Origin of the sequence: Sphingomonas sp. Ant20 (assembly GCF_000783375.1) — a bacterium.
Lineage (GTDB): Bacteria > Pseudomonadota > Alphaproteobacteria > Sphingomonadales > Sphingomonadaceae > Sphingomonas > Sphingomonas aerolata.
Genome location: NZ_JRVI01000101.1, coordinates 1 through 6700 on the forward strand (window position 1 = coordinate 1; position 6700 = coordinate 6700).

Consider the following 6700-nt stretch of genomic DNA (forward strand, 5'->3'; position numbering starts at 1 on the left):
CCCCCAGCCCGCCCGGCACGTGGAGCTGCCCCGCGGGCCAGGTCACGCCGAACCCGGTCGGCCATTCGACCTTCAGACCCGGCGGGACGAGCGGCGACCAGTCGATCTTGCGCAAGGTCGGCACCATCAGCCCGATCAGCACGCCGTAGAACACCAGGCGGAGCTGGAGCGCGAGACCCGGACCGCTCCGACGACGGGCGCCACCCGTCCCGCGATTGCCGCTCAGCAACCGCATAAAATCAAACACATACTCCATCGCCTTTCGCGCCTACGCGGCCACGAGTCGATGTCACTCGCCCGTCGACTCACATGCGGCGAAGCGAGTCGGAAATGCGCCAGAACGCATCGGGAACATCAGGAGGACGTCATGGCACTGCCCGACCCCTCTCCACGCGGCCCGGCCGATCCGCGCCGGACACAAAAAAGGGCGGGGTGCGATCGCTCGCACCCCGCCCGATTTCACGTGTCTAAGCCAGAGCTCAGAAGTGCGTGACGATACCCAGCATCGGGCGGAAGCTCTGCGCGTCGCCGAAGGTGTTGACCTCGGCGCGGATGCGGAAGCCGGCGTTGCCGGTGATGCCCTTCAGGCCGATGCTCTGCGGACCGACTTCAGCGCCGATGCCGTAGGTGATCGCGCTATAGTCGCGGTTCGTGTTCGGAACCGTGTTCGACAGGCCCGAGAAATGGTCGAAGTTGACCCACTGGTAGCCGACCTTGCCGTAGATCAGGCCGCTGTCGCCAGCGCGGAAACCGAAACGGCCTGCTGCGCCATACTGCCAGTCGATGTTGCCATCGATGCCCTTGATCACGTTACCTTCTGCGCCGACGAAGACCGGGCCCAGCGGAACGTTGACGCCCAGGACGCCCTGAACGAGCGAACCCGAGGGCTTGTAGCCGCGACGCAGCGTGCCGTTGGCGTTCAGCGCCTGCGGGATGCCGTGGCCGGCTTCGTTGTCGAACTGCTCCCAACCGCCCATGACGCCGAAATACGGCTCAATCCCGAAGGCCTTCGAGCCGTCCGGTGCAGCGGCTTCGCCGGGCGCTGCGCTGTTGTCGGTGGGGGCAGGAGCCGACATGTCCTGCGCGAACGCCGGAGCGGCGAGGGCGGCTGCTGCGATGGCGACTGCGATGGAAAGCTTACGCATATTCGAATGACCTTCTTGTTTCGTTCTGGGTCCCGCCGCCCCGGACAACCCGTGGCGCGTGACACTCAGGCCCTCCAAACAGGTCGATGACGAAAATGTTGCACCGCCGTGCGTCGATTTCGGGAACAATCGCCGGTTGTGGCAAGATGGCAACGGTTTCTGACGGTCGGATGAACGAACAAGGGCGAAACCGCGGCCATCATGGCGGCTTCGTGGCTTTTCCCGGGCGTCGGCAAGACGCTACGGATACCCGGGTTTCAGCGGCTTAGCGGCGTCTGGGCGCGCTGGTGACGGGCGCGCGCGGCGGCGGGATCACCGGGTCGACCGAGGTGGATTCGATCCGCCAGAGATGCGCCTCGGCGCTCGCGGTCTCGATCCCGTCATTGACGCGGTGCAGCAGAACCATCCCGTCATCGGCAAAGCGCGTCCCGTCGCGGAGCGTCCCCGACACGCGCACCGGCACCGAGATGTGCAGCTGACCCGCCCCCGCATCGACGCTGCCCGGCGCCGCGATGCTCGCGTCATAACGGGCATAGCGCGCAAAGCGGTTCGCGAAGCCCGCCCGGTCGAGCGTCGAGGATTCGCCGTCGCGACACCAGAGCGCACGTGCCCCGGCAAAGTCATGCGCCGCGATCCGCTGGTAATAGCGTCGCACCACCGCCGCCGCCGCCTCGGGCAAGGTCTCGGGGGCTGCGGCCGCGATCTTGGTGGTGCCGACGGATGCCGGCCGGGGCGGCTGTCCGCCGCATAGCGCGCGATATTCTGCTGCGCGCGCGCCGCCGCCGCGGTGACGTCGAGCTGCTGCTGCTTTGGGTACGAGCAGCCGCCAAGGCCGCATCCCAGGAGGATCGGCATCACGCCGCCGGTTGCGATCACGATACGCACGCGCGCCTCCTACATCGAAGCGGGACGCGCGTGCGGGGATCGCTGCCGCACGCGCGTCGGGGGATCGCAGGGGTCAGGGCTTCAGCGCGACGTCGTCGGCATCGTCCAGCTCGTCATCGTCGATGCTGCCATCGTCGAGCTCGTCCTGGACATCGTCCTCGTCGATATCGTCCTCGTCCATCGTCACGGTCGAATCGGTCTGGCCTACCGCTTCCGAATCCATGTCGATGTCGTCGATCGGCTCGTCCTCGTCGTCGTCCGTGCCCAGATCGGGGCTCAGATCGGTGACGATCGCGCCGTCGACCGGGCCGCTGCGCGTCGCCTCGAGGATCTCGGCGCGCTGGCTCTCGTCATAGCCGTCCTCGTCATACCCGTCGTCGCCCGTGCCCATGCCGGGAACCTGATGTCCGCCCATGCTATCGCTCCTGCTCAGGCCGCGTCGTGCGGTCTCGCGTCAAGGAACGGCGGGCACGCGTGCCCGGTTCCGTCACTCCGCCGGTTTGACGACGATCGCAGGCCGGAAGAGGCGGCCCCGTTCCGTCAGCGCGACGACTGCCAGCGCCGCGAGCCCCGCGAGCAGGAAGCCGAGCACCAGCGGCACCGTCGTCCCGTCGAACGCCTGGCCGATCATCGCGCCGATCACCGCGCCCGCGGTGACGCTGACGAACCCCTGCACGCTCGACGCGGTGCCGGCGATCCGCCCCATATTCTCCATCGCCATCGCCGAGAAATTCGACGTCGCCAGCCCGAAACAGCCGAGCGTCAGCGCCTGGAACACCGCAAAGCTGGTGAGCGATTCCCAGTCCGCCTCCATCGCGCCCAGATGCACCAGCGACACCAGGATCAGCCCCGACAGCGCGCAGTGGCTGATCAGCCGCGTGCCGAGCTTCATCACGATCCGCGAATTCATCAGATTGGCCGCCGCCATCGTCACCGAGGTGACCGCGAAGATCAGCGCGAGCAGGTCAGGCTTTGCGAACACGTCCGCCATGATCTGCTGGATCGAGTTGAGATAGCCATAGAGCGACCCCATCAGCGCGGTCGCCGCCAGCGTATAGCCGAGCGACAGCCGGTCGCTAAGCGTCTGCCGCCAGTCCGACAGGATCCGCGCCGGCGTGATCGGCAGGACGTTCTCGGGCGCGAGCGTCTCGGGCATCCGGACCCAGAACCAGGCGAGCACGACCAGCGTCAGGCCTGCGATCACCCAGAAGATCGCGCGCCAGTCGCCGAACTGCAGCACGCTCCAGCCGAAGGTCGGCGCCAGGATCGGCACGATCATGAACACCATGAACGCGATCGACATCACCCGTGCCATCGCCCGCCCGTGATAACAGTCGCGCACCAGCGCGATCGTCGCGACCCGCGCCGCGGCGATCACCGCCCCGCCCGCGACCCGCGCGATCAGCAGCAATGTGAAGCTTCCCGCCAGCGCGCAGGCGACATTGGCGAGCGCGTACAGCCCCAGCGACCAGAGCAGCACCGTGCGGCGCCCGAACCGGTCGGCGAGCGGCCCGTGGACGAGCTGCGCGACGCCAAAGCCGATGACGAACGCGGTCACGATATATTGCCGGCTGTTCTCGCTCGCGATCCCCAGCGACTCGCCGATCGCGGGCAGCGCGGGCAGCATCGAATCGATCCCCAGCGCGGTCAGCGACATGAGGCTGCGACCAGCGCCACGAACTCGACAAAGCCGATCGGCGCGCCGCGCATCGCGGGCGCGTCGGATACTGGGGTTTCTGCGGTCATGATGCGGCGCCCTACCGCGTTATCGCTACCTACGAAACCCGCTATCCACCCCGCCACAGCCGCCACGCGAAATCCCGCCAGGCAATTGGCACCGCCCCCCCGCGTCGCTATATCGACGCTCCCCTATCCGGACATCCTTCCATGCTCGACAGCCCCGCCGCCCAGGTTCCCACGCTCAGCCTCGCCGATCAGGCGCACGACCCCGATGGCTTTGCCGCCGCGCTCGGCAACTCGTTCGAACGCTTCGGTTTTGCGATCGTCGCCGATCACGGAATCCCGACCGACCTGATCGACCAGGCCTGGGCCGAGACCAAGGCGCTGTTCGAGCTCCCCGAGGACGAGAAGCGCGGCTATTTCGCCCCCGGCGGCGGCGGCGCGCGCGGCTACACCCCGTTCAAGACCGAGATCGCCAAGGACGCCAAGGTCGTCGACCTCAAGGAATTCTGGCATGTCGGCCGCGAGCTCCCCGCCGGCCACCGCTACGCGGCACAGATGTCGCCGAACGTCTGGCCGACCCGGCCCGAGGGCTTCAAGCCGGTCTTTCTCGACCTGTTCAAGGCGTTCGACACCGCGGGCGACAAATTGCTCTCGGCGATCGCACGCCACCTGAAGCTCGCGCCCGACTGGTTCGACCCCGCGGTTAAGGACGGCAACAGCGTCCTGCGCCTGCTCCACTACCCGCCGATCCCCGCCGATGCCGAGGGCGTCCGCGCCGGCGCGCATGAGGACATCAACCTCATCACCCTGCTGCTCGGTGCGGAAGAGGCCGGCCTCGAACTGCTCGACCGCGCCAACGGCCGCTGGCTGTCGATCAAGCCGCCCGAGGGCGCGATGGTCGTCAATGTCGGCGACATGCTCCAGCGGCTGACCAACCACGTCCTGCCCTCGACCACGCACCGCGTCGTCAACCCCGCCCCCCCGACGCCGCGGCATTCGCGCTACTCGATGCCGTTCTTCCTGCATCCCGCGCCGGATTTCCTGATTCAGACGCTGCCCGCGACGATCACCGCGGAAAACCCCAACCGCTACCCCACCCCGATCACCGCGCACGACTATCTCTACGAACGCCTGGTAGAGATCGGCCTGATCAAGAAGTAACCGCTCTTCTACCACCCCGGCGAAGGCCGGGGCCCAATTGGGGGACGGCAGTAACCGCGGACACCGCTCCATTACGCCGACCTTCCCAATTGGGCCCCGGCCTGCGCCGGGGTGGTGCGTGAACCTCAATCGAACCCGTTCGCCAGAAACCGCTCCGCCACCGCGCAGTGCACCGCGATGCCGTGCGCCATCACCCGCTCGTCGATCGTCATCTTCGTATTGTGCAGCGGCGGATTGGTCCGCGGGTCGCTCCCCTCGGGCGCCGCGCCGATGAACGCCATCGCCCCCGGCAGCTTCTGCAGCACGTACGAGAAATCCTCCGCCCCCATCATCGGCGGCATCACCTGATACGCGCCCTCGCCGCCGATCGTCGTCGCCACCGCCTTGATCAGATCGGTGGCGCGCGGATCGTTCACGGTGACGGGATAGCCCTGCTCGATCGTCGGCGTCCCCACCGCGCCGTGCGCTGCGGCGATCCCCTCGACCATCCGCACGAACGCCGCGCGCAGCTGTTCGCGCGTCCGCTCGGACAAGGTCCGCATCGTGCCGAGCATCTCGACGCTCGACGGAATGACGTTGTGCGCGCTCCCCGCATTCAGCTTGGTGATCGACAGCACCGCCGGATCGGTCACCGCCACCTGCCGCGCGACATAGGTCTGCAGCGCGGTGACGATCTCGCATGCGATCGGCAGCGGATCGAGGCAATCGTGCGGCATCGCCGCATGCCCGCCGCGCCCGGTGATCGTCGCGCGCAGCGTGTCGGTCGACGCCATCAGCGTGCCCGACCGGCTGACGACATGCCCCATCGGCATGTTGGGCGAGATGTGCAGCGCGAACCCCGCCTCGGGCAAAGGCGCATCGAGCAGCCCGTCGGCGATCATGTGCCGCGCACCGTGATGCCCCTCCTCGCCCGGCTGGAACATGAACACGACCGTCCCCGGCAACGCGTCCCGCCGCGCGCACAGCGCCTTGGCCGCGCCGACCAGCATCGCGGTATGCGAATCATGCCCGCACGCATGCATCGCGCCATCGATCTTCGACGCGAACGGCAGCCCCGTCTCCTCCTGCATCGGCAGCGCGTCCATGTCGCCGCGCAACAGCACGGTCCGCCCATTGCCCCCCGCGGTACCACCGCCCCGCCCGCCGCGCAGGATCGCGACGAAGCCGGTGGTCGACGTCCCCTCGCGGATCTCCAGCGGCAGCCCGGCCAGCGCCGCCTTCACCTTGTCCGAGGTGCGCGGACAGTGCAGCCCGACCTCGGGATCCGCATGGATCGCGCGCCGCAACTCGATCGCCGCATCGAGACTCTCCTCACCGATCGCGGCCCAGTCGGTGGTGGATTCGAAATCGAGCGACATGATCGGGTACCTTTGCAAGACGTGGTGCACCGGCCCGGCCAACGCCCGGCCCGTGCCGATACCGCCCTATACCACAGCACCCCACCCCCTCCACCACCCCGCTCCCCTTGTGTCCCCGCAAAGGCGGGGACCCAGTCTGGGCACCCGCCTTCGCAGGTGAACATGGAGGAGAGAGCCGCCAGCCCCCACACCCCCCACCACCCCGGCGAAGGCCGGGGCCCAATTGGGGGACGCCAATGATGCAGGACGGCGCTCCGTTACTCCAACCTCCCCAACTGGCCCCGGCCTCCGCGGGTGGTAGTTTTGGGCAGCACCCGCACCACAAGACTGTTCCCCCGCGAAGGCAGGGACCCAGCCCGGACTCCCACCTCCTTTCCTACCACCCCGGCGAAGGCCGGGGCCCAGTTGGAAAGGCCACAGTAACGCAGCGCAGACCTCAGTTGGCAACGTCCCCCACCCGGGCCCCGG

At 68.1% G+C, this 6700-nt stretch carries 7 protein-coding genes; 1 reads left to right on the forward strand and 6 read right to left on the reverse strand.

Annotation, left to right across the window (positions count from 1 at the left end):
• The 5 genes from NI18_RS13495 to NI18_RS13515 form a co-directional block, all read right to left on the reverse strand.
• Positions 1-247, reverse strand: a 247-nt coding sequence (locus NI18_RS13495) for a hypothetical protein (protein ID WP_157840534.1), incomplete at its 3' end; no start/stop codon positions are given.
• 232 nt (positions 248-479) lie between these two features.
• Positions 480-1145 carry a hypothetical protein gene (locus NI18_RS13500; RefSeq protein ID WP_031394478.1) on the reverse strand — a complete coding sequence of 222 codons (666 nt, stop codon included), beginning with the start codon at positions 1143-1145 and terminating at the stop codon, positions 480-482.
• 265 nt (positions 1146-1410) lie between these two features.
• Complete coding sequence (locus NI18_RS22435; protein ID WP_052149202.1) at positions 1411-1983, reverse strand: hypothetical protein; 573 nt, start codon at positions 1981-1983, stop codon at positions 1411-1413.
• 120 nt (positions 1984-2103) lie between these two features.
• A complete protein-coding gene (locus NI18_RS13510; protein WP_037530490.1) occupies positions 2104-2445 on the reverse strand; it encodes a hypothetical protein in 342 nt (113 codons plus the stop codon).
• A 72-nt stretch (positions 2446-2517) separates the two neighbouring features.
• Entirely contained in the window at positions 2518-3687 is a 1170-nt protein-coding gene (locus NI18_RS13515; protein WP_347574858.1) for a multidrug effflux MFS transporter, read from the reverse strand.
• 230 nt (positions 3688-3917) lie between these two features.
• On the opposite strand from NI18_RS13515, the gene NI18_RS13520 reads away from it, so the two are divergent.
• Positions 3918-4874 carry a 2-oxoglutarate and iron-dependent oxygenase domain-containing protein gene (locus NI18_RS13520; protein ID WP_037530492.1) on the forward strand — a complete coding sequence of 319 codons (957 nt, stop codon included), beginning with the start codon at positions 3918-3920 and terminating at the stop codon, positions 4872-4874.
• Between the two features lie 125 nt (positions 4875-4999).
• On the opposite strand, the gene NI18_RS13525 is transcribed toward NI18_RS13520, so the two are convergent.
• Positions 5000-6232: a M20 family metallopeptidase gene (locus NI18_RS13525; protein ID WP_037530495.1), complete on the reverse strand. Its 1233-nt coding sequence runs from the start codon at positions 6230-6232 to the stop codon at positions 5000-5002.
• Positions 6233-6700 lie beyond the last annotated feature (468 nt).